This is a genomic window from Methylovorus mays, from assembly GCF_020531915.1.
GTDB lineage: Bacteria > Pseudomonadota > Gammaproteobacteria > Burkholderiales > Methylophilaceae > Methylovorus > Methylovorus mays.
The window spans coordinates 21,517-46,327 of the sequence record NZ_JAJAVG010000005.1 but is presented as its reverse complement, the minus strand read 5'-3'; the positions used below and the strand labels follow the sequence as shown (position 1 = coordinate 46,327).

Genomic DNA, 24,811 nt, shown 5'->3' with positions numbered 1-24,811 from the left:
TTACCCATGTTAAACAAGCAAGGTCTATTCAATCGAGGTGCTCAACCTTCTCCTGCACAATCCACTTCCAGCAGCCGTCCAGCAACGTCATCTTTATCTGCAGGTACTACAACCACAACCAGTGCCCCATACCCAGCGAGTCAACCATCCACTCCGGCATCTGCTACCACTGCTTCGGTCTCGTCAGCCCATAATACGGACACAGAGAACAAGGAGATCTCGGGTAGCCGCCTGATTGTGGGGCCGGACGTCAAATTGAAAGGCGCGGAAATCCAGGACTGCGATACCTTGGTGGTGGAAGGCCGGGTAGAAGCTACCATGGATAGCCGCGTTATCCAGATTGCCGAAGCGGGCGAATTTTCCGGCAAGGTGGGCATCGATGTGGCCGAAATATACGGCAAGTTTGAAGGTGAGCTGACTGCGCGCAGCCAGCTCATCATTCATGCCAGCGGACGGGTTAGCGGCAAGATCCGGTATGGCAAAATTTTTATTGAAGAAGGCGGCGAGTTGTCCGGTGACATAGCCTCCATCTCGACGGACAGCGCCAGCAACAAAGCCAGCCCATTGCGGGCAGCGGCCAGTACCAGCCACGCCTAGCGGCGATTTGAGCTCCAGCGCTAGAGAGGGCTGGGGCTGTTTCTATCGTTTTTACTCATGTTGTATTTATGCAACGTCTGCGTGACGAATTCATGATTCGTCATCAATCTGTCACATTGAATCATCAAAATCGCTTCCGTGTTGAAACTCAACAAAACGAATTTATAGTTTTTTAACCGGGAGCAATCTAAATGAAAAGTATCAAGCTGCGCGGCGTCTGTGCTGCGGTTTCAGGGGCATTATTGTTCGGTTTTGGCGCCAATGCCATGGCTGATTCCACTGTTGACATCGTCAATGCTCTGGTGAGCAAGGGTGTATTGACAGAAGAAGAAGGCAATCTGCTGACCAAGGGCCGCGAAGGCGAAAAAGCTGGTCAGGAAAAAGCCCTGAAGACAGCTGGCAAGATCAAGATTTCCGATGTAGTGGACAGTGCAACTCTGTATGGCGATATGCGCGCACGTTACGAATATCGTGACGGTGAAGATACTGGCAATTTTGATGAAGATCGTCAGCGTGGTCGTTACAAGCTTACCTTGGGCGTCAAGACGAAGGCTGGTGACTTCTACTCGGATATCGCTTTGTCCATGGGTTCCGGTGGTCGTTCAGACAATGCCACCTTTGGTAATGGCGCCAATGGTTCAAACTCCAAAGAAACCGTTTACGTCAAGCGCGCCATGCTGGGCTGGAGCGCAACTGACTGGCTGAAACTGGAAGCTGGCCGTGTTGCCAATCCGCTGTATACCACTTCCATGGTATGGGATGGCGATTTGACCTTTGAAGGTCTGGTCGAAAAAGTGGACTTCAAGACTGGCAAAATCAATTGGTTCGGTAACTTTGCTCAGTCTCAGTACCGTGGCGACCGTCAGGACTTCAGCGTTGACACTTCTGACCGTAAAACCAACACTATCCTGGCTTTCCAGGGTGGTGCAAAGTTTGATATCACGGATACGGTGTCTGCCAAGGCTGCGATGACATATACCCAGTACACCAATGATCATGCGACTGGCGCCTCCACCTTCGTGCCAGGTCTCGGCACCAGCACCGGTATCGGCGCTACGCTGGGTTCAACCATTAGCGCGACAAATGACTTGCGCACCATTGAAATCCCCGCTGAACTGGGTTTCAAGATGGCAAACAACATGAAGCTGAATGTATTCGGTGACTATGTAGTGAACCTGGACGGTGATGATCGTTTTGATGCCGCTGTTGCAGCTGCTGGTGTCAACCAGGCAGCCATCCGCGCCGCAGGCAACGATGACAAGGCCTGGCTGGTGGGTGTTGGGCTGGAACAGAAGAAAGACAAGGTTGCCAAACAGGGTGACTGGTCTGCCAAGCTCTGGTATCAGGACGTAGGTGTATACGCACTTGATCCTAATGCGGTTGACTCCGACTTCATGGATTCACGTGTCAACATGAAGGGTATCGTTTTCAAGGGTGAATACCTGTTGCGTGACAACGTATTCGTCAACCTGGCTGCTGGTCATGCAACCCGCAAGAATGACCGTCTGGCCGCCGTTGGTTACAGTAACGATATCAACCTGAATCTGGATAGCTTCAATTTGTACCAACTGGATATCACTTACAAGTTCTAATGTAAGCGATACAAGCGCATGCCGATATTCGGTCATGCCTGTTCAAATAAACCCGTCACGAAAGTGGCGGGTTTTTATTTTTTTGCAAAGTGCATGCTGATGCTGGATTCATCGCTGCTGGTGGTTTTGGCTGGTGAATGTCGCTGTGTTTTTACACCTTAAAGCCCCTTTTAGTAATAGGCTTTTAAGCGTTTGTTGTGTACGATTACATAAAAATTCATATTATAAATCAGGGAAATGTACACCAGTCTCAACACTCGGCCGCGGCCGCTTTCTATCCGCAATATCGTTAAACTCAGCCTGATTGTTTTAGTATATTGCTTGCTCGGCCGTCTTAATCTCTGGATTCCCATTCCGGATGCCTGGTCCAGCCTGATCAGCCCGACCGCCGGATTCTCCCTGGCCATTCTGCTGGTTTTTGGTTATCGGGCATGGCCTGCCATTTTTATTGGCTCCCTGATTACCCATTTGAACTCCACCGTGTATTACGTCGCTGCCACCATGGCGGTGGGGGATACGCTGGAAACTCTGTTGGCGTGTTATCTGTTGAAACAGGTGGCGCGTTTCGATCTTGCGCTGATCCGTCTGCGTGACTTTCTGACACTGGTATTTTTTGCTGTGGGTATCAGCCCGCTGGTCAGCGCTTTTATCAATGTGCTGATGCTGATGGTCATTGGTGCTGACCCCACTACGCTTGCCAACAGCTTTACCAATTCGTGGCTGGAGGATGCTTTCAGCTATTTGTTGTTTACCCCGGCCGTGCTGGCGATTTATCACTATGAACCGATACGCTGGAACTGGGCACGTGCTGGCGAGGCCTTGCTTGTTGCAGGGCTTATCATCTTCAGCTGTCTGTTGACCATGCTGGGCGCCATGGACAAATCCATTTCCCAGTTGATGCAGCCGCAGGCGTTCATGCTGTTTCCGCTCGTGATGTGGGCGGCCTTGCGCTTTCATCAGCGCGGGGCGGCGCTCAGTGTGCTATTTGTCGCCATGACCGCATTATGGGGCGGGGCGCATGAGCTGGGGACATTTGCTCATGATTTCGCCCAGGCCAATCTGCTGGATTACTGGATGTATGTGCTGGTGCTGTCCTCAACCGGCGTTGCCTTGTCTGGTTTGAATGCCGGGCGCATACGTTCGGAGGCAAGACTCAAGGAACAGCTGGATACCTACGATGCCTTGCTGCATGCTCAGGCCGATGTCAATGAAGGGGTGGCGATTATTCATCGCGGCAAGATCGTGTATGGCAACGACGCCTTATGGCGGATTGGCGGCTACAGTCCCGGTGATATTCCCTTGGGTTCTGACTTCTTCAGTTTGATTCATCCGTCGGACCGCAAGCGTGTGGGTGAGATTTACCAGCAACGCCTGCAGGATATGGATGTGCCTACGCGCTACGAGGCGCTAGGTCTGGGGAAAAACGGCCGCGCCATTCATATTGAGATCGCGGCTGCCCAGTATCGGGATGATAACCAGCGCATCGTGACCTTGATTATTGATATCAGCAGCCGTAAAAAAGCCGAAGCCGAGTTGCTGAAGAGCCAGCAGGATTACCGCGAACTGGTGGAGTCGGTGCAGGCGATTGTCTGGCGGGCAATCCCCGGCGGCAAGTTTACCTTTGTCAGCAATGAAGCGGAGGCGCTGCTCGGCTACCCGCTGGCGCAGTGGACCCAGGATGCTGATTTCTGGGTCAACAAAATTCATCCTGATGACCGGGATTGGGTGGTGGAGTATTGCCGCACCGAATCGCTCAAGCTGAAGAGTTTTGGTTTTGATTACCGCATGATCGCGGCGGATGGTCGGGTGGTGTGGATGAAGGATATCGTCAAGGTGATTCCCAATATGTCCAACACCCGTCCGGCTGAGCTGGTTGGCGTGATGCTGGATATCACGGCGAGCAAGGCCGCTGAGTCTGATTTACGCTTGGCCCGTCAGGTATTTGACAACACGGCGGAAGGTATTGTGATTACCGATCCTGCCTTCCGGGTGCTGGAAGTCAATCAGGCTTATCAGCAGATCACGGGATACGAGAAAGAAGAGATCATCGGCAAGCTGCCATCGGTCATGCAGGCCGGACTGCATGAGCAAGCCTATTACGACCTCATCCGGCAGACGCTGGAACATGAGGGGCAGTGGGTAGGCGAAATCTGGAATCGGCGCAAATCGGGCGAAAGCTATCCCGAGTGGCTCTCCATCAGCAAGGTGACCGATGCCAAGGGCAGCGTGCAGAATTATGTGGCCGTGTTTACGGATATCACCCAGCGCAAATTATCCGAAGAACGCCTGCAATTCCTGGCGAATCACGATGCGCTGACGCATCTGCCCAACCGGGCCTTGTTACAGGAGCGCATTGATCAGGCCTTGAATCGGGCCCAGCGCAACAAGACCGCGATTGCTGTCCTGTTCATTGATCTTGATCGCTTCAAGATCATCAACGATACGCTAGGACACCAAACCGGCGACATGCTGCTGCAAGAAGCCGCCAAGCGCCTCAAGGAGTGCCTGCGCGAAACCGATACCGTCGCTCGCCAGGGCGGCGATGAGTTTGTGGTGCTGGTGGAAGACTGTGGCGATACCGACTATCTCAATACGATTGCCCGCAAGATCATGGCTACCCTGGCGCAGCCTTTTATCCTGGTCGGGCGCGAGCTTTTTATCAGCGCCAGTATCGGCATCAGCGTATATCCAGACGATGGCCTCGATACAGCCAGCCTGCTCAAGCATGCCGACGCCGCCATGTATCGCGCCAAAGAGTCCGGCAAGAATACCTTCCGCTTTTATGCGGCAGAAGCCAATACCAATAGCGTGGAATTATTGACCCTGGAAAACAATCTGCGCCGCGCAGTGGAGCGCAATGAATTCGTGCTGCATTACCAGCCCAAGGTGGATTTGCGCTCGCAGAAAATCATTGGCGCCGAGGCGGTCGTGCGCTGGCAGCATCCTGAGCTCGGCATGTTGTCACCCATGCAGTTTATTCCTTTGGCGGAAGAGACCGGCCTGATTATCGATATCGGCGCCTGGATCATGCGGGAATCCTGTCGACAGGCCGTGGAGTGGCAACAGCTCACCGGACAGAACGTTCGGGTTGCCGTTAATCTGTCCGCTCGTCAATTCCGCGATGAGACCCTGCGGCAAACCATTGCCGATGCGCTGGCCGAGAGCGGATTGACGCCAGACTGCCTGGAACTGGAAATTACGGAAAGCATGATCATGCACAATGCCGAGCGGGCGCGGGAGGTGTTGCAGCATTTCCATGACCTGGGCGCGCATGTGCTGATTGATGACTTTGGCACGGGCTATTCTTCGTTCGGCTATCTCAAGCACTTCCCGATAGATTCACTCAAGATCGACCGGTCGTTTGTACGTGATATCCCCGATGATGTGGACGACATGGCGATTACCCAAGCCATTATCGCCATGGCGCACAGCCTGCAGATCAAGGTGGTGGCCGAGGGCGTTGAAACCCAGGAGCAACTGGCCTTCTTGAAAAAACAGGGCTGTGACCAGATTCAGGGGTTCCTGTTTAGCGAGCCGCTGCACAGCCACGACTTTGTCCGCATGCTGAAACTGCAGCCCATGCTCAGGCTGCAATTAGGGGAAGCAGCGGTAGCCTGAGCAGGCTCCGCTGCGAGATGGTGGGTGATTAGCGGTGGCCTTCTTTGGCCATATTGATGGAGTACTTGGGGATTTCGACGACCAGGTCTTCAGTCCCGACAATGGCCTGGCATGACAGGCGCGAATTGGGTTCCAGACCCCAGGCTTTATCCAGCAGATCTTCTTCTTTTTCTTCAGGGGCATTGAGCGATTTGTAGCCTTCACGCACGATCACGTGGCAGGTGGTGCAGGCGCAAACCTTGTCGCAAGCGTGTTCGATATCAATGTCTTGCTCCAGCAGATTGTCGCATACCGACATACCGGGCTTGGCGTCAAAGGCGGCGCCATCCGGGCACAGCTCCTGATGGGGTAGTACGATGATTTGCGGCATATCAGATTTCCAGTGAGTTAAGGTTTTGCCCGGCAAAGGCCTGCTTGACCGACGCATCCATGCGGCGGGCGGCAAAGGTTTCGGTGGCATGATTCAAGGCATCGACCGCCCGGGTAATGGCATGGCTGTCATCCTGCGTTATCAATGTCTGCAGTGCCTGCATTTCCTGCTCGATGGCAGCGCGCTCTTCCGGGCTCAACAGCGTATCACCATCCTGTTGCAGCGCAGCACTGATGGCTTCAAGCAGGCGTTGGGCATCGACCTGGGCTTCGCGCAAGGCACGGGCCTGTTTATCGCTTTCGGCAGCGGCGAACGAGGATTGCAGCATGCCGGTGATGGTGTCTTCGCTCAAGCCATACGAAGGCTTGACCACAATGTGCGATTCAACGCCGCTGGTTTGTTCGCGAGCGGTGACGGAAAGCAGGCCATCGGCATCCACCTGAAAGGTCACGCGAATACGCGCGGCACCGGCGGCCATGGGCGGAATGCCGCGCAGTTCAAAGCGGGCCAGCGAACGACAGTCGCTCACCAACTCGCGCTCGCCTTGTACCACGTGTATGCTCATCGCGGTTTGACCATCCTTGAAGGTGGTGAAATCCTGTGCGCGGGCGACGGGCAGGGTGGAGTTGCGTGGAATGACTTTTTCCACCAGGCCGCCCATGGTTTCGAGTCCGAGTGACAAAGGAATCACATCCAGCAGCAAGAGGTCATCGTCACTGCGATTCCCTGCCAGCACATTGGCCTGAATGGCGGCGCCAAGGGCGACGACCTTGTCTGGGTCCAGATTGGTCAGCGGCTCCTGACCGAAATATTCGGCCACGGCCTGGCGTATGTGCGGCATACGCGTGGCACCACCTACCATGACGACCCCTTTGATATCTTCCAGCGTCAAGCCAGCATCGCGCATGGCTTTGCGCGTGGGGTTCAGTGTTTTGGCGACCAGATGCGAGGTCAACTCAACAAACTGGTCGGCGGTGAGTGTGAGGTTAACGACATCGCCATTGCTCAGTACGCTGGTGATTTGCACTTCATGATGTTCGGTCAGCCATTCTTTGACTTCGCGCGCCTTGGTCAGTAGAAGACGCGTGTCTTCGGCATTGAGCGGTGGCAGCTTGGCCTGTTCGAGTATCCAGCAGAAAATACGGCGGTCGAAATCATCACCGCCCAGTGCAGAGTCCCCATTGGTGGCAAGCACTTCAAATACACCCTTGGAAAGCCGCAGGATGGAGACATCAAACGTGCCGCCGCCCAGGTCATATATGATGTAAACCCCTTCGGAACCGTTATCCAGCCCATAGGCGACGGCGGCAGCGGTGGGTTCATTCAGCAGGCGCAGCACGGTAATGCCGGCAAGGCGGGCGGCGTCCTTGGTGGCCTGGCGTTGCGCATCATCAAAGTACGCAGGCACGGTAATGACGGCGCCAGTGAGTTCGCCCCCCAGGGCTTTTTCGGCGCGCAGACGCAAGGCCTTGAGGATTTCGGCGGAGACTTCCACCGGGCTTTTAATGCCAGCGCGGGTGTCAATCTGCACCATGCCGGGCGCATCAATAAAGCGGTAAGGAATATGCGCCTGATCGGCGAGGTCGTTCAAGCCACGCCCCATGAAGCGCTTGACGGAAACAATGGTGTTTTGTGGATCATGGCTCTGTTGTGCCTGGGCGGCATAGCCCACTTCTATGGCGCCATCGGCCAGATAACGCACCACGGATGGCAGCAGGGCATGGCCTTTTTCATCATGCAGGACGGTACTCATGCCGCTACGTACGGTGGCGACGAGCGAGTTGGTGGTGCCGAGGTCTATGCCCACTGCCAGCCGGTGCTGATGAGGGGCCGCGCTCATGCCCGGTTCTGCAATTTGTAATAAGGCCATAAGGTGATGAGTTCCTGATTTGTATGTAGCGTGTTTTACGCTTCCAGTTTTTCCATGCTCTGCAGGATATCTTCACGCAGTTTATCGACAAAGCTGAGCTTGCGAACGGAGCCGGCCGCGGCCGTCAATTCTGCCGACTCTTCGCCCAGCTGATGCTCCAGGTCTTGCTGTAATGTTTTTGCGGCGGTTTGAATTTCCTTCAACAGGCTATCCAGCGCATCCAGGTCTTTTGCGTCGCGTGCTTCTTCAATTGCCTCGCGCCATTCCATCTGCTGCATCAGAAAGTCGGTCGGCATGGCCGTATTGCTCTCCTCATCGGTGTGTACACCTTGCAATTCCAGCAAGTAGCGCGCGCGCGCTGTGGGATTCTTGAGCGTACGATACGCTTCATTGGCCGAGGTTGCCCACTGCATGGAGCGCAGTTTCTCTGTGCTGCTCGCTGCGGCAAACTTGTCAGGATGCACTTCGCTTTGCAGCTGGCGGTAGCGCTGGTCAAGCAGAGCGGTATCAATCGCAAATGCGGCTGGCAGGCCAAACAGGGCAAAGTGGTTTGTGCTGGAATCTTGCATGATGGAAAGAGGGCTGGAGCAGGCGATAGTGTATGCAAAGGCTCCCTGATGGGAGCCTTAGGCATCAAATGGTAAAGCTCTCCCCGCAACCACATTCGTCCTTGACGTTGGGGTTGTTGAATTTGAAGCCTTCGTTCAGGCCTTCCTTGGTGAAATCCAGTTCGGTGCCATCGATGTAGACCAGGCTTTTCGGATCCACAATCACCTTTACGCCGTGGCTTTCAAAGGCCATGTCTTCCGGGTTGAGGTCATCGACGAACTCCAGGGTGTAGGCCATGCCGGAACAGCCGGTGGTCTTTACACCGAGGCGCAGGCCGATGCCCTTGCCGCGATTCGACAAGAATTTCTGTACGCGGCTGGCCGCAGTTTCAGTCAGGGTAATTGCCATGGTACGTCCCTTATGCGGCTTCCTGGGTATTGCCCTGCTTGGCCTTCAGGTCGGCTACTGCAGCACGGATGGCGTCTTCCGCCAGTACTGAGCAGTGGATCTTGACCGGGGGCAATGCCAGCTCTTCAGCGATGTCCGAGTTCTTGATTTCCATGACTTGATCCAGGGTTTTGCCCTTGATCCATTCGGTGACCAGCGAGCTGGAAGCAATGGCAGAGCCGCAGCCGTAGGTCTTGAACTTGGCGTCTTCAATAACGCCCGCCTCGTTGACCTTGATCTGCAGCTTCATCACGTCGCCACAGGCCGGGGCACCCACCATGCCAGTGCCTACGCTAGGGTCGTTCTTGTCCAGGGTACCCACGTTACGTGGATTCTCGTAGTGATCCAATACTTTGTCTGAATATGCCATTTTGTTGCTCCTTTTAGTCACACAGCGAAAAATGCGGCCTGCGTTCAGGCTTCATCGTTCACGTATTAATGGGCTGCCCATTCCACCTTGCTTAAATCCACGCCTTCAAGGTGCATTTCCCATAATGGAGAAAGCTCGCGCAGCTTGCCAATCTTGCTTTTCATCAGGTTGATCGTGTAGTCGACCTCTTCTTCGGTCGTAAAACGGCCAATGGAGAAACGAATCGAGCTATGTGCCAGCTCATCCGAGCGGCCCAGGGCACGCAGCACATACGACGGCTCCAGGCTGGCAGAGGTACAAGCCGAACCACTGGAAACCGCAATATCCTTGACCGCCATGATCAGCGATTCGCCTTCAACAAAATTGAAGCTGATGTTGAGGTTGTGCGGTACGCGCTGCTTCATGTCGCCGTTGACATACACTTCATCAATTTCCTGCAGACCGGTCAGCAGGCGATCGCGCAGACGGCGGATGCGGGCATTTTCCAGATCCATTTCCTCGCGTGCGATGCGAAAGGCTTCGCCCATGCCCACGATCTGGTGGGTAGCCAGGGTGCCGGAGCGCAGGCCGCGTTCGTGACCACCGCCATGCATCTGGGCTTCCAGACGTACGCGGGGTTTGCGGCGCACATACAGGGCACCAATGCCTTTGGGGCCATAGGTTTTGTGGGCCGAGAAGCTCATCAGGTCGACCGGCAGCTTTTCAAGGTCGATATGTACCTTGCCCGTGGCTTGTGCAGCATCCACGTGGAAAATAATGCCTTGTTCGCGGCAGATATTGCCCAGCGATTCAATGTCCTGAATCACGCCAATTTCGTTGTTGACCAGCATGACGGAGGCCAGCACGGTATCCGGGCGCAGTGCTGCGCGGAATTTTTCAATATCCACCAGCCCATTGGACTCAGGTGCCAGATAGGTGGCTTCAAAGCCCACACGTTCGAGTTCACGCACCGCATCCAGCACGGCTTTGTGCTCGGTCTGAATGGTGACAATGTGTTTGCCCTTGCCGCTGTAGAAGTTGGCGGCACCCTTGATCGCCAGGTTGTTGGACTCGGTGGCGCCAGAGGTCCAGACGATCTCGCGTGGATCAGCATTCACCAGTTTGGCGACTTCTTCACGTGCATTTTCCACGGCTTTTTCCGCCGTCCAGCCAAACGGATGGCTACGCGATGCCGGATTGCCGAAATGCTCGGTCAGGAACGGAATCATCTTTTCTGCCACGCGCGGGTCAGTTGGCGTGGTGGCCGAATAGTCCAGGTAAATCGGAGTATGTACAGTCATCTTCTTCCTCACACTGCAATCGCAGTTAATTTTCTTAAACGTTGTAGCTCACCCTTGAGCGTGAGCAAAAATGCGTCAATTTCCTGCATGGTATTCGTGTAGCCCAGGCTTACTCGCACAGAACCGCGTGCCAAGTCCGGGTTAATACCCATGGCCAGTAATACGTGGCTGGGCTCGGTACTGTCACTGGAGCAGGCGGAGCCACTCGCTACTGCAAATCCCTGGCGGTCCAACGCCATGACCAGGGTTTCGCCCTCAATGCCTGCAAAGGCAAAGAAGCTGGTGTTTGGCAAGCGCGGTGCATGCGCTCCAAAAATAACGGCACCCAGTTCGGTCAAGCCTTGTTCGAGGCGTGCCCGCAGCTTTTCCATATGTTCGCGACGAGGGGCCAGCCCACTGGCGCTCAACTCGGCCGCCATACCAAACCCCACGAGGGCAGCCAGGTTTTCACTGCCACTGCGCAGGCCTTTTTCTTGTCCGCCACCATAAATCAGCGGACGGATATCCACACGCTTGTCCAGAATCAACGCCCCCGCGCCTTGCGGGCCGTGAATCTTGTGCGATGACAGGGTCATCGCATGCACATTCAGTTCGGCAAAGTCGACGGCGATCTTGCCCAAGGCCTGCACAGCATCGGTGTGCATCCAGGCCTTATGCTGTCGCGCGATTTCCGCCATCTCACTAATCGGCTGTATAACGCCAGTTTCGTTATTGGCCAACATCACGGAGACCAGCCCCACCTGCTTGCCAGCCTCGGCGATGGCAATCTCCAGCGCCGAGGGCTGGATCAAGCCATTGGCATCAGCGGCGATCAAGCCTGTCTTGATGCCTTGCCATTGCAAGGCATGGGCTGGCCGACTGATGGCGGGATGCTCGATGGCGCTGATCAGCACCTGCTCCACGCCATTCGCAGCGGCAATGCCATGCATCGCCAGATTGTCCGCCTCGGTGCCACTTCCCGTAAATACTACTTGCGAGGGATATGCACCGACAGCAGCGGCTACTTGTTCTCTTGCCTGTTCAATCGCCTGGCGGGCTGTACGGCCCGCACTATGGCGACTGGTGGCATTGCCTGACTGCTCCGTCATGAAGGGCAGCATGCGCTCCAGCACCCGGCTGTCGAGGCGGGTAGTCCCGTTATGATCAAAGTAAGTCGCGGTTTGCATGCTGCGTTCGTATCAAGCAGTCATGACTTCCACTGCGGATGAGGACTTGATGCTCTTCTTGGCATCAATTCGGCTCGAAATGGTAATGGCGCGCTCATCCGATTGCGATGCCACCAGGTCTTCCAATGACACAGCAGAAAGGTAGTCCAGGATTTTTGCATTCAAGGTCGACCACAGTTCATGCGTCATGCATGGCTTTTCGCCGCGGCAGTTTTTATGGCCGCCGCATTGGGTAGCGTCAATCAACTCATCGGCTGCCGCAATGATGTTGGCGACGGAGATTTCGCCTGGTTTTTTTGCAATCAGGTAACCACCGCCTGGACCACGCACACTGGTGACCAAGCCGCTACGACGAAGGCGGCTGAAAAGTTGCTCAAGATAAGAGAGCGAAATGTTTTGCCGTTCGCTGATGCCCGCCAGGGTGACGGGGCGATTTTCTTCAGCCATCGCCAAGTCGAGCATGGCAGTGACGGCAAAACGTCCTTTGGTCGTTAATCGCATGAGTTAATCCTAGAGTGTTCTGGTTGAGTAATTGGCGCTGAAAGCCAGTCGTGGCGTGCCTTTTGGGGCTGCGAGCAGTCTCTCTAAACAGGCCTAAACTTTATAATACCCTAACACTTTAGTCAACTATTTTGTTGAGATAGTTCACATCAAATGCCTTGCCCACTTCGGCGTCTGTTTCTATGTCCGCGCCGAGTTTTGCCAGCTGTTGCATCACCTCCTGCAGTTGCTGATCCTGCTTGGCGGCATGGTCCAGCAGAGCATGGATGGCCTTGATCATGGGGTCATTCATATTGTCGCTGACGGCATAGGCAGAGAAGCCGATTTTGGCGGCCATGTCATCGCGCTGACGATGTTTTTCCTGGTCATCCAGAATGCGAGCGGGGATGCCCACGGCGGTGGCATTTGGCGGTACATCTTTAACCACCACGGCATTGGAGCCGATCTTGGCTTCTGCACCAATGGTGATGGGGCCAAGCACTTTGGCGCCCGCGCCAATGACGACGCCACGCTCAAGTGTGGGGTGACGCTTGCCTTTATTCCATGAGGTGCCGCCGAGCGTGACGCCATGATAAAGCGTGCAGTCATCGCCGATGACCGCGGTTTCGCCAATGACGACGCCCATGCCGTGATCAATAAACACGCGGCGGCCAATTTGAGCGCCCGGATGAATCTCGATGCCAGTAAACCAGCGGGCAAGGTGGGAGCTGAAACGGGCCAGCCAGTAAAAGCGTTGCTTCCAGATCCAGTGCGACAAGCGATGCATGATCAGCGCATGCACGCCAGGGTAGGTGGTGAGAATTTCCCAGCGCGTGCGAGCAGCCGGATCGCGCTCGAATACAACGGCGATGTCTTCTTTAAATCTATCCAGCATGGTGTGTATCCGTCATGGTGCTTTAATCCTCAGGAGGGCGCGGGTGCTGAGTCAGGGTTAGTATCCCGCGCAAAATATTGACTTCTTCTTTCTCCAGCGCTGTTCTTGCGTACATCCGGCGCAGGCGCTGCATGAGACGCCGAGGAGAGTGCGGATTGAGAAAGCCAATCTCTGTTAATGTTTGTTCCAGGTGGCGATAAAACATCTCCACCTCGTCATTGGTGGCCGGGGTCGCTTTCAATCCGGCGTGCGGCATCGCCTGTTGTTCATCCAGCAAGGCCATGCGGACTTCATAGCACATTACTTGCACGGCCGCTGCCAGGTTGAGCGACCAATAACCTGGGTCGGTCGGTATCATGGCCAGCAGTTGACAGCGGTCCAGCTCCGCATTGGAAAGTCCGCTCATTTCTGTGCCAAACACCAGCGCGATCTTGCTATCTTCATCCGCAGACTGCAGCAGCAATTCGCGCGCCTCAGTTGCGGCTTCTCGCACGCTGACCAATCGATGGGAAAGCTGGCGTTTGCGCGCACTCAATCCAATGGCCAATGTGCAGCCCGTCAATGCTTCTTCCAATGTGGAGCATATCTGGACATTTTCAAGGATGTCGACGGCACCGCATGCCAGTGCGTTAGCTTCGCTATCGGGAAATTTTTCCGGATTGACCAGCTTCAGGTCATGCAGGCCCATCACTTTCATGGCGCGTGCTGTGGAGCCAATATTGCCCGGATGACTGGGTTGGCAAAGCACGATGCGAAAGCGGGAAAGTAAATGAAGTTTGGAAGTCATGGAGTTACACATTAAAATGCTATTTTAACAGTTCTTTAAAAAGTGCATTTGTGTAGTTTCTACACAAGGCCATCCCATTGGAAACGATCTAAATACTATGCATCCTATACTTATCAATGCCGTTAAAGCCGCTCGCCGCGCTGGCGGGATCATCACCCGCGCCTCCCAGGATGTGGGCTCGCTCAAGGTGCGCAGCAAGACTTACAATGACTTCGTGAGCGAAGTTGACCACGCTGCCGAGGCCGCCATTCTTGATGTGCTCAAGGATGCATATCCCACACATGGCTTTATTGGGGAAGAAACCGGTAATGACAATATTGATGCCGAGAATGTCTGGATCATCGATCCGCTGGATGGCACCACCAACTTTTTACATGGCTTTCCGCAGTATTCCATTTCGATAGCGCTGATGCAGCAAGGTCAATTGACCCAAGCTGTTGTTTACGATCCCAATCGTAATGATCTCTTTACTGCCACCCGCGGTCGCGGTGCTTTTCTCAACGATAAACGTATTCGCGTCAGCAACCGCGCCAAGTTGCAGGAGTCCATCATCGGTACAGGTTTCCCATTCCGTGACTTTAGCCATCTGGATACTTATATGGGCATGTTCAAGGATATGGTGCGCAAAACCTCTGGTCTGCGTCGTCCGGGTTCGGCTGCACTGGATCTTGCTTACGTGGCTGCTGGGTATTTCGATGGTTTCTGGGAAATCGGCCTCTCCAAATGGGATATTGCCGCTGGCGCGCTGCTGATTCAGGAGGCGGGTGGTATTGTGGGTGACTTTGAAGGTAATGAGAGCTGGATTGACTCTGGCAATATTGTCGCCGGTAACCCCAAAGTCTTTTCGCAAATGCTGCAAACGCTTGCTCCACATTTGACGGATAGTCTGCGAAGTAAGGCGGTTTAATAGTTAAAGTTAGGTCAATAAATGTAAATTCCCTCGGGAAAAAGTTAATAAATTAATGTAAATCAATACTTTAGGTGGTGTTAGTTCTTTCGGACTATTGAGTGCTTGATCCGTTAAGCATTTAATGGGCACCAGTGAGAAGGCATTAATGTTTAACTTACATAACTCGGGGGTTTTTATCATGAAATTAGTAACTAAGAAAATGTTTGGCGCACTGGCGTTTGCAGGTATCACCAGTGTTTTCTCTATGGGTACACAAGCTGCCACTGCACTAGACGTAGCTACTACCGGCACAGCAACATTTAGCAATTCATTCACTGGCATCACGAGCTTCATTGATGAGTATACTTTTGCAATTACTGAGCCATCAACCGCTGGCGCGAATGCAATCTCAAGCTTCAAGATTACTTTTAGCCCACTAACTTTCTCACAAGGTATCGAGTTTACTGCTCTGACTTTGTCCAATGGTGTTGATATCTACACTGGCTTCAGCGTGACTTCTGACAACTCCATCTGGTACGTTACCGCGCCTTTTTTGAGCGCAGATGACTGGACTCTTACTGTTGCTGGTAATACGCTGACTACTCCCTCTTCATACGCCGGCACTATCACAGTGTCCGCTGTTCCAGAAGCTGAAACATACGTAATGATGCTGGCTGGCGTTGGCCTGATGGGCTTTGTAGCTCGTCGTCGCAAATCTGCTTACGCTGCTGCTTAATTGTCAGTTGCTTAAGTTGTGAGAAAACCCCGCGGTTGCGGGGTTTTTTTTTGCGTTGAATTCTGCGTGCTGTCTTAAATAAAGCGATCAGGAATCTGATGAGTGCTATTTGAGGTAATGCTGATAAAACGAATGCTGAGGCATGGTGAGTGTCGGGTCGATCTTATAGGTCAATTTATATATCTGCACCGGGTCTTCGTTTATGCGGCTGGCGGCTTCTGCGCTATATTCGGTCCACAGTAATGGCATTAAAAGGTGGCGATGATTGCCAAAGTAACCTAGGCGATCTACCTGGCGTTTAAATTCTGGGAAATGTTGATAGGCGATACTAATGGCATGGTCGAAAAGAAAATAATCCAGCTCTGTATCATGATCTTGCCAGTACTGAACAAGTAGGTCCCTTAAAAATACAATGGGGATGTATTCTCGCCTGGCTTGGAGGAAAAAGGTGGTCCATTTTCCCAGGGAAATGCTTGATGCGGCTGAGTATGAGTGACTTTTTAGTGTAAAAAATTGTTCATTGAAAACGTCCTCAGGCAGTTTTTTCAGTATAAATACAGTGGAGTCAATCCACGCGCCACCGTGTTTAGCCAGTAAACATAGTCGTAGCACATCGGAGAAATGCGCTGGCTTCATGAGATTCTTTTCAAACTTCTCCTCAATATGCTTGGGAAGCGTCACGAAGTTTTTATAATTCTCCAGCGTTATCAGATGAATAGTGTAGTCCTCATCGTGAAACAAATGGAGCTTAGCGATACATTTTTTCACTATCTCCGGTGCGTGGTCCAAGCCCTGCAGCCAGCATACCCAAATGATTTTCTCAACAGGCACGTTTAATTCGGCCGAGTCTTTAATCAGGCGCTGATATTCGTTGATCAGCGAGCTGTATTGTTGGGTGAGATAATGCTGGACGATGCCAAGCCTGGCTTGATGGACAGCGGACTGAATGCCCAAAGGGATGAACGACCGTTGGATCAGCTTGCTTGTCTTGTTTAATGCTCTATTGCACAGATGGGCTGTATTGAAGTTCATGGTGAAAGTTCCTTGGTTTTCATGACATCCCGGTGCCCGGAGCAAGTAGTGAGTAAAGCTGGTTTTTCTTTGTTTAAGGGGAGTAGCCTTGATTCAGAAAAAGCTTCTCTTCGCCCAACTTGCTGAATGTGATGTTTCTGAATGCAAAGACTATCTAGTAAGCGTTTTTCTCGCCAGTAAACACTACGCTGACAGTTTTATAAATGATGTACATATCCAGCTTGGGAGTCCAGTTACGCAAGTAATCGATATCGTAGTCGATGCGGGCTTTCATTTTATCCAGGGTTTCGGTTTCTCCGCGCAGGCCATTTACTTGCGCCCAGCCCGTAATCCCTGGTTTGACCTTGTGCCGGATCATGTAGCCTTTGATCAGCTTGCGGTACATCTCGTTGTGTGAGACGGCATGAGGACGGGGGCCAACGACGCTCATCCGCCCTTGCAGGACATTAATGAATTGCGGTAATTCATCCAGCGAGTTGCGCCGCAGGAAGGCGCCAAATTTGGTAGTACGCTGGTCATTTTTCGTCGCTTGCGTCACTTTTGCGCCATCTTCACATACCGTCATTGAGCGGAATTTATAAACAAGGATTTCCTCGCCATCAAGCCCATAACGACGTTGTTTGAAAATAACAGGACCTGGCGAGCTCATTTTTACGCCAATCGCAATGACTAGTAGGATCGGAGAGATCAGGATCAGGATCAGTAGCGAAAATGCAATGTCCGCAGTACGCTTGAGCAGGCCATCAAATCCGGTAAATGGCGTTTCACATACGCTGACGACGGGGATGTTTTCCACTTGATCAACACGCCCCTGGATCAGGTCAGTCATGAAGATATCTGGGACAAAGTAGATGGAGGCGGTTGTATCTTTCAAGTCATCCAGCAGCTTCATGATGCGTGGCTGGCTGGCCATGGGCAGGGACAGGTAAATCGTATTGATGTGATGTTCCTTGACATACTCTGCCATGCTTTCTAGACGGCCAAGAATCGGATAATGCAGTTCTGAGCTTACCCGATCCACGCTACGATCTTCAAAAAAACCCTGCAGTTCGGTCGGATGGTAATGGCTGCGTTGCAGGCGCTCCGCCAGCGCCAGGCCCTGATCGTTCATGCCGGCAATCACTGCACGACGCATGGGGCCTTGCATCTTGATCAGCATGGGCGCCGCCATGCGCAGCCCAAGGGTGGCGGCAATCAGTAATGTAGGCGTAAGCCATAACCATAGCGTAATCGATGCCTTGGGGAAAATGTAAATGTATTCAGAGGCATAGCCAAATGCCATCAATAGGCCTGCCAGAACAAACCATGCCATCAGCGTGTTCTGGATAACAGAGCTGATCGGTTGGCTGATTTTGGTTGTGCTGGGGAACATCAGCGAAAAAAGAATCAGCGACATGATCAAATAGTGGGGTGGCAAGTCGTTTTCGTACACGAACGCTACGATCCATAAAGAAACAACGACGACGAGCGGGTCAAGAAGGGCCTCAACACCATGCAGAATGTTGTCGCGTGCAAAAGTGATCCCGGCGAAGGTTTTGCGAGAAGTTGGCTTGGTGGCGGCTAGTATTGGTTTCATGAGGCCCGTGGAGTCTGCTTGAATTTGGAAACGGCCTGCGCTCTGTTAAGAACATCAAGCTTTTTAAATATGCGTTGTAAATGGTTTTTGACGGTAAATGAACTAATGTCCAGAATCATGCCGATTTCCTGATTGGTTTTACCATTGCGCACCCATTCCATGATTTCGATCTCGCGCGACGAAAGCTGTTCGAGGGCTTCGTTTTCCTCTTCATGCATATTCTCGATGGCATCTTTATCTGCCGGATGTTGAACCGGCAAATGTTCAAGCTGGCGTAATGCGCTATCAATATAAGGGAGTAGAGACTCCAGCATATACCGAGACGTATTGGGCATGGTGGGTGTCGAGTTCAGCAATATGTAAAGGCAGTCATGGCGACCGCGGAAGTCCTTGATGCCATGGACCAGCGCCGATTTCATATTTTTGAGATGGCTGTTTACTTCTGCAGGGAGTACATCGCAGTCCTGAAACACCCCATTCTCAGCTGATAAGGTAAATGGAGCCTTGGTATGGCTAAGCCAATAATTGAACAGCCGCTTTAACAATGGGTTCAGGTCGCCGCTGGAAATTTTCTCTGTGCGAACGCCAGGCAGCGGCGACACAATATTGAAGTAGATCACGCCCATGGAGAAATCGCCCCAGGCGGTGATCATGATTTCATGTGGTAAAAACTGCTGCAGTTTGCCTTGCATCCAAAGAAAGAACTCGAAGTGCGAGCGGATTCTTAAAGACTCGTGCATCAAGTCAATAAGCTGGGCCTTCTCAATATCGGTTAGTTCTTTGGTAATAAACATAGCCGTTCAAATATAAAAAATCATTTATGGTGCAAACACTTGTCTTTGTGAGCAATTATCGGGCCAGCGGAAAATATGCCGCCTTGGCCCCATCAGTCATCCACGCGGGGTTGGGGTGCGATTCTTGCTGAAACGATTTTGTGCTCATGTGTTTGTAGGTGGCCATTTTATATTTGGATCAAGCGTGGAATCCTAGCGTATTCTTGTATGTGACGGCTGATACTATGATAAAACTTTTGCCTGCATCGGTGGTAGTTCTTTTGGACTATTGTTGTCACCCTCCACAGTCCATACACTGCGGTACATAATGGCGCTGGATTGTAGTTCTGCCGGCTGGATGGCAGTCGATGTCTGGTCGTGATCAACACTTTCCATTGTGACTATGGATTGTCATGGGCTGGTACCTCAGCGAATCCTGTGGCGACTATGCGGATGGGGCAGCCACAACAAGGCTGTATACGTTCACAACTTGCTTAACAATAGCGTCACAAATCATTGAAAGTTTTTGTTTATCCATGTACTCTGATTTAATACATTTAGGCGGGGCAGATAAGTACGTAGATGAAGTGCTGGAAATCATTAACAGTATCAAGCTGCTTGATGATTTCAGTGCGGACGAAGTTCGCTATCTATGTGCATACATGCAGTGCTATGCAGCGCCAAGAGACTATTCGTTATTAGTCGAGGGTGCTGGTGGCGACTACCTGCTATTAATATTAAGTGGGGGGGTAGACGTGTACAAAAATGATGCATCCGCAGAGGGGCGCCATATGGTGGCTCGTCTTGGCATTGGTGATACGATCGGAGAAATGTCATTGATCGATGGTTATCCAAGATCCGCTACCTGTATTACCACTCATCCTACTGATTTTGCCGTCTTTTCCCGTAGCAGCATGCAAGAGTTGCTGGTGAATATGCCCAAATTGGGTAATAAAATACTGATCAAGCTTTTGCAGCTTATGACCGAGCGTCTCAGGGATACTTCCAACAGGTATCCTGATGGTGCTTTCTTCAGCTTGGTTTAGCAACGGGTAAAAATCTTGGACGTAAATATCAAGCTTTGGCCGGCTAAATGGTCAGTTGTATCTTTTATCTTTATGGCTTCATTTGCCATATGCGCCAGCGCAGATGAGGCAGATACAGTCAATTTCACGTTAAGTCATGCGATAACCTATGACGATAACTTATTTCGACTCGATCGGAATGAGAGTCCTCTCTCTACTTTTGGTAAAACCCAAAAATGGGAAATGATTAATGCGACTACCTACGGCGTGAATGTTTCGAAGCAGTACAGTTTGCAACGCTTCAAGTTTGATATTTCCCAGACATCCTACCGTTATCAGAATTACAATTTCTTGAATTTTGATGGGGTAAATTACGATATTCAATGGAACTGGTCAGTTACCCCATATTTAAAGGGCAATCTTGTATTTGATCGCAAAGAGTTGCCGAATACATTTGCTAATGTCAATAATATCAATCCGCTCTCAACAAACACCCGGACCGTTAAGAACAATCGATTTGATGTGGATTGGAGTCCCTATGGCAACTGGCACTTGCTGGGGGCTATTTCTGAGTTGACGGTGACCACTGACAATTCAGCTCCCGGGCAAGATAATTTGGACTATAGTTTTGAGCAGAAGACTTTACGTACAGGTATTCGCTATGAATTTTCCTCAGGTTCAAAACTGGAATACGCGGCAAATACAAGCGATGGTAAGTATGGAGATTCCAATTTTAGCGAGGCTTTAGTCTCTGATCGAGGCTATACCGAGAAGCGTCAAGAGTTTCTTTTTCGCTGGGTACTTTCCGAAAAGTCTAAAGTGGACATGAAAGCGTCATATCTTGATAGAAGCAATGACAATTTTAGTCAGCGTGACGTAAGCGGCTGGATCGGCAATGTAAACTATGAATGGGATGTGACGGCGAAAACGCGCGTGAATTTTATAGCGGCTTCCGATCTTTACCCTACGCAAGCAACCTCGTATACCTATGTCAGGCAATATTTGGTAGCCGTCCGGCCGACATGGTCTGTAACACGCAAGGTCTCTCTTAATGGAGATCTGACATACAGGGACCGAAGCTATAACGGATTTGCTCCAACTCCATTATCAAAAGATCGCGAGGAAACAACCAAAACGGCTAGTATTAGCCTTAACTGGACCCCTCGGCGTTATGTGAGTTTTGGGGTGATGCTGAAGCGCGAAAGCAGAGATTCGAATATCACCAATGAGGACTTTGTGTCTAATAGCGCCATGGTGAATGCTGCTTTAACCTTCTAATATTGCCTTTAAAGTTAATATGTATTATGGGACGGAGTATTAAATGAGTGTATTTAAAAGTACCGTATTTGCCATCATGATGGTGACTCTGGCCTCCTGTGGTAAATCCGAAGAGAAAGCATCTTCAGGGCAGGTGGCTGCTATCGTCGATGGTAAAGAGATATCGGTGTTGCAGTTGAATCAGGTCATGAAAAATATGCCGAACGTTAACGCTGAAAATGCCGAAGCGGTTCGTAAGCAAGTTTTGGAAAGACTCATTGATCAGCAGATTGTGCTGAACAAGGCTTTGGAAGAAAAGACAGAGCGTAGTGCCGAAGTTGTTTCTGCAATAGAGGCGGCAAAACGGGATGTGATAACCCGCGCTTACTTGACCAATCTGGTTGGCACGCGAGTAAAGCCAGCTCCTCAGCAAGTTAAAGCTTATTTTGATTCCCACCCCGAACTTTTTACCGCTCGCAAAATTTATAACCTGCAGGATATTGCACTGCCTCCAGGCACGATGGTTACCGACGAGCTCAAAGCCCAGGTAGAACATGCCAGGGGGCTGCAAGAGGTTGCCGAATGGTTAAAGGCGCAAGGTCTGAAATTCGGCGCTTCCAGCTATAGCCGGCCTGCCGAACAAATGCCGACGGATGCACTTGCCATTCTTAAAAATCAAAAGGATGGCGCTGTATTGATAGTCCCTATGGATGGGAATGCGCATATTGTGAAGCTGGTCGGAAGTGTAAGTTCTCCTATGGCATACGAGCAGGCAAAACCACTGATTCAAACATTTCTTGTAAATTCCGAAGGCCAGGCATTAATTAAGTCCGAGCTTGCCCGGATGAAAGAAAAAGCCAAAATTGAATATGTAGGTGCTTTTGCGAGCAAACCGTCATCCTCAAGTGGGGTGACTCCTGCGGAAGCGAAACCCGCTGAAAAAAATAACAGCCATATCGAAAAAGGAGTGGTTGGTTTGGATTAAAGAGATATCCAGATCATCACTTAATTAACCATAATCAAACAGGAAGAGATCATGATGAAATGGTGCATGAAAATAATTGGCGCGTTTCTTCTCGCAGTAACATTTAATGCCGCAGCCGCAGATGAATATACTCTTGGTGCTGGGGACGTTATTCGGATTCAGGTGTTTCAAAACCCTGATCTGACCACCGAGGCGCGGGTATCTGAGTCCGGCGAAATCAGTTTTCCCTTGCTAGGTGCCGTGAATGTTGGTGGTGCAGGGATTGGTCAAGCTGAGCGCAAGATCGAACAAAGCCTTGTAAAGGGTGGGTTCGTGCAAAAGCCACAAGTGAATATTGTGCTGCTTCAGGTTAGAGGTAATCAGGTTGCTGTTCTTGGCATGGTGAATCGTCCAGGTCGCTTTGTCATTGAGACCTTTGATACGCATCTCAGTGAAATGCTGGCAACGGCAGGTGGCGTATTGACAATGGCGGGGAGTGGGAAAGCCATTATTACCGGACAGCGTGATGGTCAGGTAATGCGTCGTGAAGTCGACCTGGCAGAACTCTTTTTGCAGGATAAGAAAGATGCTGACCTTCTGGTCATGCGTGGGGATGTAATCTATATTGTTCCAGGTAATCAGGTTTCCATACTGGGGCAGGTAAATCGTCCTGGCCGCTTCCCTCTTGAGGAAGCAAAAATGAAGTTTTCTGATGCGCTGGCAATGGCGGGTGGGGTAAGTCCCGCTGGCGCTGATACTGCGGTGCTTGAGGGCGTGCGTAACGGGCAAAAATTTCACAAAGTGATTGATCTGCCGGCTATCTACCTTGATGAAAGTTCAGACATGAACCCGGATGTGGTCGCCGGGGATTCTATTTATGTGCATCGTGCCCCTGTATTTTATATCTATGGTGAGGTTCAGCGTCCCGGTTCTTATCGTATTGAGAGAAGCATGACGGTCATGCAGGCCCTGGCACAAGGTGGAGGCCCTACCGCTCGTGGAACCCAGCGTGGTCTCAAGCTGCATCGTAAAAATACCTCTGGCGTTGTAGAAAAAACTACGCCGGCATTGGATGAGCTGGTTCACTCTGGCGATGTGCTCTATGTTAAAGAAAGCCTGTTTTAGGGATATCGGATGAATTTGAATCAGATAGTACTTATTCTTCTAGCACGATACCGTATCGTACTGTTTACCTTTTTGTTAACCGTAATAACGGTGCTTATTATCAGTTTGCTGCAGAGCAAGGTTTATCAGGCAACGGCATCGGTAGTACTCAATTACAAGGGTACTGATCCGGTAACCGGTACGGTCGTCCCCGGCAATATGGCGCTGGGTTATGTTCCGACCCAGATCGATATTATCAATAGTCAGCACGTTGCGCTCAAGGTGGTCGACGAGTTGCGCATGGCCGAAAACGAGAACGTAAAGGCAAAGTTTGAAGAAGACACAGGTGGTCGTGGCGATCTGCGATTCTGGCTGGCTGATTTGCTTCTGAAGAAGCTTACCGTGACTCCAGGCCGCGACAGTAGCGTGATTGAAATCATGTTTGAAGGGTCAGACCCTGACTTTGTGGCCTTGGTCGCCAATTCTTTTGCAAACGCTTATCAAGAAACCAACGTTGAGTTGAAGGTTGAGCCGGCGCAGAAGGCCGCCCAGTATTTTGGAACGCAGATTCAGGCTTTGCGTGACAGTTTGTCGCAATCCCAGTCCAAACTATCTAAATATCAGCGTGAAAATGGCTATACCAGCTCCGATGAACGTATGGATGTCGAGGCATCCCGGCTGAACTGGCTTTCAGAGCAGCTGGTTGCAGCGCAAGGTCAGTCGATTGAAGCTGAGTCCAGATCCGGTGGAAGCCGTAAGAATGCTTTTGAATCTCCTGATGTGGTCGCCAATCCGATTATTCAGAATTTGAAAATAAATCTGGCGAATGCAGAGTCCAAACTTGCTGAATTATCTCAGCGCTTGGATAAAAATCACCCGCAATATCAAGCCGCTGAAGCGGAAATCAACAAGATAAAGTCCCAGCTGAGTGCTGAAGTGAAAACGGTGACAGGTTCTGTTGGCAATGGCGCGGGCATTCAAAAGCAACGTGTGGCTGAATTGCAGGCGCAGGTTGATAAGCAAAAAGCCGTGCTGGTCGAGATGAATCGTTCACGTGATGAGATGTTGGTTTTGCAAAAAGACGTTGAGATGGCTCAGCGCGCTATTGATGCCGCGATGCAACGCTATAGCCAGACCATGATCGAGTCAAAATCCAACCAGAGTGATGTGGCGATTCTGAATACAGCGACATCGCCATTGTTCCCTTCCGGCACCAGGACCTTGCTTAAGTTGGCATTTGGTTCAGTTATCGGTCTGATACTTGGCATTGGTTTTGCATTTATTTCTGAATTTATGGATAGACGTGTGCGAAGCAAAGACGATATTTCCAGTTTGCTGGGGGTTCCTGTGTTTGCCTTGATTGATGGCGTTCCACCGGCAACAGGCATCAAAGCATTGCCGCAAAATATCGTTAAATATTTGCCTTCAGCTTGA

Annotated in this window: 23 protein-coding genes; 10 read left to right on the top strand and 13 right to left on the bottom strand. The window is 51.4% G+C overall.

Translation table 11 applies throughout. The annotated features are described in order from the left end of the window. Positions 1-6 precede the first annotated feature (6 nt). The 3 genes from LG203_RS06755 (at position 7) to LG203_RS06745 (ending at position 5,807) form a co-directional block, all read left to right on the top strand. On the top strand, positions 7-597 hold the full coding sequence (locus LG203_RS06755; protein ID WP_230345081.1) for a polymer-forming cytoskeletal protein: 591 nt from the start codon (positions 7-9) through the stop codon (positions 595-597). A 191-nt stretch (positions 598-788) separates the two neighbouring features. Beyond that, positions 789-2,189 carry a putative porin gene (locus LG203_RS06750; protein WP_230345080.1) on the top strand — a complete coding sequence of 467 codons (1,401 nt, stop codon included), beginning with the start codon at positions 789-791 and terminating at the stop codon, positions 2,187-2,189. A 237-nt stretch (positions 2,190-2,426) separates the two neighbouring features. After that, on the top strand, positions 2,427-5,807 hold the full coding sequence (locus LG203_RS06745) for a bifunctional diguanylate cyclase/phosphodiesterase (RefSeq protein ID WP_230345079.1): 3,381 nt from the start codon (positions 2,427-2,429) through the stop codon (positions 5,805-5,807). A 28-nt stretch (positions 5,808-5,835) separates the two neighbouring features. Here LG203_RS06745 and fdx read toward each other — a convergent pair whose 3' ends face one another. From fdx to LG203_RS06695, 10 genes are all read right to left on the bottom strand, one after another. Then, positions 5,836-6,177 carry an ISC system 2Fe-2S type ferredoxin gene (fdx, locus tag LG203_RS06740; RefSeq protein ID WP_230345078.1) on the bottom strand — a complete coding sequence of 114 codons (342 nt, stop codon included), beginning with the start codon at positions 6,175-6,177 and terminating at the stop codon, positions 5,836-5,838. Between the two features lies 1 nt (position 6,178). Further along, the gene (hscA, locus tag LG203_RS06735) at positions 6,179-8,047 is read right to left on the bottom strand and encodes a Fe-S protein assembly chaperone HscA (RefSeq protein ID WP_230345077.1); all 1,869 of its coding nucleotides are present in this window, start codon (positions 8,045-8,047) and stop codon (positions 6,179-6,181) included. A 35-nt stretch (positions 8,048-8,082) separates the two neighbouring features. Continuing rightward, complete coding sequence (gene hscB, locus LG203_RS06730) at positions 8,083-8,616, bottom strand: Fe-S protein assembly co-chaperone HscB (protein ID WP_230345076.1); 534 nt, start codon at positions 8,614-8,616, stop codon at positions 8,083-8,085. Positions 8,617-8,680: 64 nt separating this feature from the next. After that, positions 8,681-9,004: an iron-sulfur cluster assembly protein IscA gene (gene iscA, locus LG203_RS06725; protein WP_013442628.1), complete on the bottom strand. Its 324-nt coding sequence runs from the start codon at positions 9,002-9,004 to the stop codon at positions 8,681-8,683. A 10-nt stretch (positions 9,005-9,014) separates the two neighbouring features. Further along, on the bottom strand, positions 9,015-9,413 hold the full coding sequence (iscU, locus tag LG203_RS06720) for a Fe-S cluster assembly scaffold IscU (RefSeq protein WP_013442627.1): 399 nt from the start codon (positions 9,411-9,413) through the stop codon (positions 9,015-9,017). Between the two features lie 65 nt (positions 9,414-9,478). Then, positions 9,479-10,693 (bottom strand): IscS subfamily cysteine desulfurase, encoded by a 1,215-nt coding sequence (locus LG203_RS06715; protein WP_230345075.1) that lies wholly within the window; start codon positions 10,691-10,693, stop codon positions 9,479-9,481. An 8-nt stretch (positions 10,694-10,701) separates the two neighbouring features. Continuing rightward, complete coding sequence (locus LG203_RS06710; RefSeq protein ID WP_230345074.1) at positions 10,702-11,859, bottom strand: cysteine desulfurase family protein; 1,158 nt, start codon at positions 11,857-11,859, stop codon at positions 10,702-10,704. A 12-nt stretch (positions 11,860-11,871) separates the two neighbouring features. Further along, positions 11,872-12,360: an Rrf2 family transcriptional regulator gene (locus tag LG203_RS06705; protein ID WP_013442624.1), complete on the bottom strand. Its 489-nt coding sequence runs from the start codon at positions 12,358-12,360 to the stop codon at positions 11,872-11,874. Between the two features lie 118 nt (positions 12,361-12,478). Further along, the gene (gene cysE, locus LG203_RS06700) at positions 12,479-13,234 is read right to left on the bottom strand and encodes a serine O-acetyltransferase (RefSeq protein WP_230345073.1); all 756 of its coding nucleotides are present in this window, start codon (positions 13,232-13,234) and stop codon (positions 12,479-12,481) included. A 22-nt stretch (positions 13,235-13,256) separates the two neighbouring features. Continuing rightward, positions 13,257-14,021 carry an RNA methyltransferase gene (locus LG203_RS06695; protein ID WP_230345072.1) on the bottom strand — a complete coding sequence of 255 codons (765 nt, stop codon included), beginning with the start codon at positions 14,019-14,021 and terminating at the stop codon, positions 13,257-13,259. A 97-nt stretch (positions 14,022-14,118) separates the two neighbouring features. On the opposite strand from LG203_RS06695, the gene LG203_RS06690 reads away from it, so the two are divergent. Both LG203_RS06690 and LG203_RS06685 read left to right on the top strand, forming a co-directional pair. Then, on the top strand, positions 14,119-14,928 hold the full coding sequence (locus LG203_RS06690; protein ID WP_230345071.1) for an inositol monophosphatase family protein: 810 nt from the start codon (positions 14,119-14,121) through the stop codon (positions 14,926-14,928). A 181-nt stretch (positions 14,929-15,109) separates the two neighbouring features. Then, positions 15,110-15,646: an FxDxF family PEP-CTERM protein gene (locus LG203_RS06685; RefSeq protein ID WP_230345070.1), complete on the top strand. Its 537-nt coding sequence runs from the start codon at positions 15,110-15,112 to the stop codon at positions 15,644-15,646. A 105-nt stretch (positions 15,647-15,751) separates the two neighbouring features. Here the strand turns inward: LG203_RS06685 and LG203_RS06680 are convergent, their stop codons facing one another. The 3 genes from LG203_RS06680 to epsA all read right to left on the bottom strand — a co-directional run bounded on the left by LG203_RS06680 (position 15,752) and on the right by epsA (position 19,048). Next, a complete protein-coding gene (locus tag LG203_RS06680; RefSeq protein ID WP_230345069.1) occupies positions 15,752-16,678 on the bottom strand; it encodes a capsular polysaccharide synthesis protein in 927 nt (308 codons plus the stop codon). Positions 16,679-16,832: 154 nt separating this feature from the next. Further along, positions 16,833-18,254: an undecaprenyl-phosphate glucose phosphotransferase gene (locus LG203_RS06675; protein WP_230345068.1), complete on the bottom strand. Its 1,422-nt coding sequence runs from the start codon at positions 18,252-18,254 to the stop codon at positions 16,833-16,835. Beyond that, positions 18,251-19,048: an XrtB/PEP-CTERM-associated transcriptional regulator EpsA gene (gene epsA, locus LG203_RS06670; RefSeq protein ID WP_230345067.1), complete on the bottom strand. Its 798-nt coding sequence runs from the start codon at positions 19,046-19,048 to the stop codon at positions 18,251-18,253. The genes LG203_RS06675 and epsA overlap by 4 nt, the downstream gene beginning before the upstream one ends. A 392-nt stretch (positions 19,049-19,440) precedes the next feature. Here epsA and LG203_RS06665 point away from each other — a divergent pair, with 392 nt between their 5' ends. The 5 genes from LG203_RS06665 to epsF are packed head-to-tail and all read left to right on the top strand — an operon-like array spanning position 19,441 to position 24,811. Then, entirely contained in the window at positions 19,441-20,073 is a 633-nt protein-coding gene (locus LG203_RS06665) for a Crp/Fnr family transcriptional regulator (protein WP_230345066.1), read from the top strand. Positions 20,074-20,088: 15 nt separating this feature from the next. After that, positions 20,089-21,330 carry an XrtB/PEP-CTERM-associated polysaccharide biosynthesis outer membrane protein EpsL gene (epsL, locus tag LG203_RS06660; RefSeq protein ID WP_230345065.1) on the top strand — a complete coding sequence of 414 codons (1,242 nt, stop codon included), beginning with the start codon at positions 20,089-20,091 and terminating at the stop codon, positions 21,328-21,330. Positions 21,331-21,373: 43 nt separating this feature from the next. Continuing rightward, entirely contained in the window at positions 21,374-22,294 is a 921-nt protein-coding gene (locus tag LG203_RS06655; protein ID WP_230345064.1) for an EpsD family peptidyl-prolyl cis-trans isomerase, read from the top strand. 51 nt (positions 22,295-22,345) lie between these two features. Then, entirely contained in the window at positions 22,346-23,398 is a 1,053-nt protein-coding gene (locus LG203_RS06650; protein WP_230345063.1) for an SLBB domain-containing protein, read from the top strand. Positions 23,399-23,407: 9 nt separating this feature from the next. Beyond that, positions 23,408-24,811: a chain length determinant protein EpsF gene (gene epsF / locus LG203_RS06645; RefSeq protein WP_230345062.1), complete on the top strand. Its 1,404-nt coding sequence runs from the start codon at positions 23,408-23,410 to the stop codon at positions 24,809-24,811.

Coding starts and splice junctions, on each gene's coding strand:
- LG203_RS06755 (WP_230345081.1), top strand. CDS start 7: ATGTTAAACAAGCAAGGTCTATTCAATCGAGGTGCTCAACCTTCTCCT.
- LG203_RS06750 (WP_230345080.1), top strand. CDS start 789: ATGAAAAGTATCAAGCTGCGCGGCGTCTGTGCTGCGGTTTCAGGGGCA.
- LG203_RS06745 (WP_230345079.1), top strand. CDS start 2,427: ATGTACACCAGTCTCAACACTCGGCCGCGGCCGCTTTCTATCCGCAAT.
- fdx (WP_230345078.1), bottom strand. CDS start 6,177: ATGCCGCAAATCATCGTACTACCCCATCAGGAGCTGTGCCCGGATGGC.
- hscA (WP_230345077.1), bottom strand. CDS start 8,047: ATGGCCTTATTACAAATTGCAGAACCGGGCATGAGCGCGGCCCCTCAT.
- hscB (WP_230345076.1), bottom strand. CDS start 8,616: ATGCAAGATTCCAGCACAAACCACTTTGCCCTGTTTGGCCTGCCAGCC.
- iscA (WP_013442628.1), bottom strand. CDS start 9,004: ATGGCAATTACCCTGACTGAAACTGCGGCCAGCCGCGTACAGAAATTC.
- iscU (WP_013442627.1), bottom strand. CDS start 9,413: ATGGCATATTCAGACAAAGTATTGGATCACTACGAGAATCCACGTAAC.
- LG203_RS06715 (WP_230345075.1), bottom strand. CDS start 10,693: ATGACTGTACATACTCCGATTTACCTGGACTATTCGGCCACCACGCCA.
- LG203_RS06710 (WP_230345074.1), bottom strand. CDS start 11,859: ATGCAAACCGCGACTTACTTTGATCATAACGGGACTACCCGCCTCGAC.
- LG203_RS06705 (WP_013442624.1), bottom strand. CDS start 12,360: ATGCGATTAACGACCAAAGGACGTTTTGCCGTCACTGCCATGCTCGAC.
- cysE (WP_230345073.1), bottom strand. CDS start 13,234: ATGCTGGATAGATTTAAAGAAGACATCGCCGTTGTATTCGAGCGCGAT.
- LG203_RS06695 (WP_230345072.1), bottom strand. CDS start 14,021: ATGACTTCCAAACTTCATTTACTTTCCCGCTTTCGCATCGTGCTTTGC.
- LG203_RS06690 (WP_230345071.1), top strand. CDS start 14,119: ATGCATCCTATACTTATCAATGCCGTTAAAGCCGCTCGCCGCGCTGGC.
- LG203_RS06685 (WP_230345070.1), top strand. CDS start 15,110: ATGAAATTAGTAACTAAGAAAATGTTTGGCGCACTGGCGTTTGCAGGT.
- LG203_RS06680 (WP_230345069.1), bottom strand. CDS start 16,678: ATGAACTTCAATACAGCCCATCTGTGCAATAGAGCATTAAACAAGACA.
- LG203_RS06675 (WP_230345068.1), bottom strand. CDS start 18,254: ATGAAACCAATACTAGCCGCCACCAAGCCAACTTCTCGCAAAACCTTC.
- epsA (WP_230345067.1), bottom strand. CDS start 19,048: ATGTTTATTACCAAAGAACTAACCGATATTGAGAAGGCCCAGCTTATT.
- LG203_RS06665 (WP_230345066.1), top strand. CDS start 19,441: ATGGGCTGGTACCTCAGCGAATCCTGTGGCGACTATGCGGATGGGGCA.
- LG203_RS06655 (WP_230345064.1), top strand. CDS start 21,374: ATGAGTGTATTTAAAAGTACCGTATTTGCCATCATGATGGTGACTCTG.
- LG203_RS06650 (WP_230345063.1), top strand. CDS start 22,346: ATGATGAAATGGTGCATGAAAATAATTGGCGCGTTTCTTCTCGCAGTA.
- epsF (WP_230345062.1), top strand. CDS start 23,408: ATGAATTTGAATCAGATAGTACTTATTCTTCTAGCACGATACCGTATC.